The sequence below is a fragment of the Terrisporobacter muris genome, assembly GCF_024621905.1.
GTDB lineage: Bacteria > Bacillota > Clostridia > Peptostreptococcales > Peptostreptococcaceae > Terrisporobacter > Terrisporobacter muris.
Genome location: NZ_JANKBY010000470.1, coordinates 1 through 2162 on the forward strand (window position 1 = coordinate 1; position 2162 = coordinate 2162).

Consider the following 2162-nt stretch of genomic DNA (forward strand, 5'->3'; position numbering starts at 1 on the left):
TGTTTATATATATATTGTTAGGGTATCATATATATTAAATTTAATTTTGAACGAAAATACTTAATAATAAAGTACAAATGTAAAATTACTATTTAACATAGAATTTAGAGCAATAAATTAGGAGGAAATTATGATTTTTAAAGACATAAGTATGGAATCTAGAGAACTTCTTAATCCATATTTCGATTTAGTAGATTATGAAGCATGTGAATACTGTTTCAATACATTATACATGTGGCAACATTTATATAAAACTGGTTACTATATAGGAGATGGATTTGCTGTGATAGTTGCAGAGTACGAAGGAAATACATTCTCAATATTACCATTAGCGAAAAAAGAAGATATGCCAGGAGTTATAGAATTTGTTGTTGATTATTTTGAAAAAGAACAAAAGAAGATTTACTTTAGAGGAATAACGAAAGAAGTGGTAGAATTTTTAAAAGAAAATTACCCAGGAAAGTTTGATTATACTGAAGAAAGAGATTTATTCGATTATGTTTATGACGGGGAAAGCATGAGAGAACTAAAAGGTAGAAAAAACGTAAAGAAAAGAAACCACATAAATTACTTCATAAAAGAGTATGAAGGAAGATATGAATATAGATTACTTGATGAAGAAGATTTTGATGCTTGTTTAGCCTTGGTGCAAGAATGGACTAGCAATAAAGAAGAGAATGGTCAAATAGATGAAGAGATGGAAGAAGAACTTATAGGAATTAAAAAGTTATTTGAAAACTACAGTGTTTTAAAAGACAAACTTAAAATAGCAGGTATATTTATAGATGGAAAATTAGAAGCTTTCACTATGGGAGAATATATAAATCCTGATATGGCACTAATTCATATAGAAAAAGCTAATCCAAGTATAAGAGGACTATATCCATTTATAAATCAACAATTCTTAGTTCATGAATTTAGTGATGTAGAATTTGTAAACAGAGAAGAGGATTTAGGAATAGAAGGTCTTAGAAAAGCTAAACTTTCTTACCACCCGGTTAGATTTGTAGAAAAATATACTGTTAGAGAGGTATAAGATTTATGAATATTAGGTTTGCTAGTGAATGTGATCAAAATAATATAATGGAAATTTGGAACTATTGTTTTAATGATGGTCCTAAATTTACAGAGTATTATTTTAATAATAAATATAAAAATTATAACACAATAGTAGTTGAAGAAGAGGCGAATATAGTCTCTTCTCTTCAATTAAATCAATATAAAATAAAATTGAATGATAAAGAATATAGTACATCTTATGTAGTAGGAGTCTCTACTTTACCAGAAGCTAGGGGTAGGGGGTATATGAAGCATATTATGGATTTTACTTTAAATGAGTTATATAAAAAAGATCAACTAGTATCCATATTAATGCCAATAGATTATAGATTATATAGAAAATATGGTTATGAGCATTGTTATGACCAAATAGAATATGAAATTAATATGGAAGATCTAAGAGGATTTAAATCTTTAGGATGTTTAAAAAAAGCTAGCTTAAATCATATTAATGAAATGATAAATATAGAAGAATCTTTCTTAGAAAACTTAAATGGAATAGTAGTAAGGGATGAAAACTACTATAAAAATTTATTTAAAGAAGTAGAAAGTGAAGATGGGCATATTTATATTCATGAAAATGAGGGAAGTGATGGATATATAATATACTTCATAAATGGAGAAAGTATTTTTGTTAGAGAGTTATACTATAAAAATATAAATGCTCTTAAGGGAATGTTAAGATTTATATACAATCATAACACTCAGTGCAAAAAAGTAAATATAACATCACCTGTAGATGATAAAATAAGATTTATTTTATCAAATCCAAGAACTGTAACCATGAAATTAAAGCCTTTTATGATGGGCAGAATTATTAACTTTAAGAGTTTTTTAGAAAGCTTGAATATAGAAGGTAATAATCAATCGAGCTTAATTATTTCTCTTAAAGATGATTATATAAAGGAAAATAATAAGATATTTAAAATTACTTTAGAAAATAATCAATTAAGCGTTGAAGAAGGAAAATTTGATTATGATGTAGAGTTTAATATAAATACCATATCTCAATTGGCATTTTCATATATAAGCGCAAAAGAAGCTTATTTATTAAATAACTTAAAAGAAAATAAAGAGGCTATAGAGTTTTTAGATTTGATTTT

2 protein-coding genes are annotated in these 2162 nt (G+C 25.9%); both read left to right on the plus strand.

The genetic code is table 11. The features are described 5' to 3' along the window. Positions 1-130 precede the first annotated feature (130 nt). Positions 131-1036, plus strand: coding sequence for a DUF2156 domain-containing protein (locus NSA58_RS19305; RefSeq protein ID WP_039680578.1), 906 nt, complete (start codon positions 131-133; stop codon positions 1034-1036). 5 nt (positions 1037-1041) lie between these two features. After that, positions 1042-2162, plus strand: a 1121-nt coding sequence (locus NSA58_RS19310; protein WP_257560876.1) for a GNAT family N-acetyltransferase, incomplete at its 3' end; no start/stop codon positions are given.

Excerpts from the sequence above, each read along its gene's own strand:
- NSA58_RS19305 (WP_039680578.1), top strand. The coding sequence starts at position 131 with ATGATTTTTAAAGACATAAGTATGGAATCTAGAGAACTTCTTAATCCA.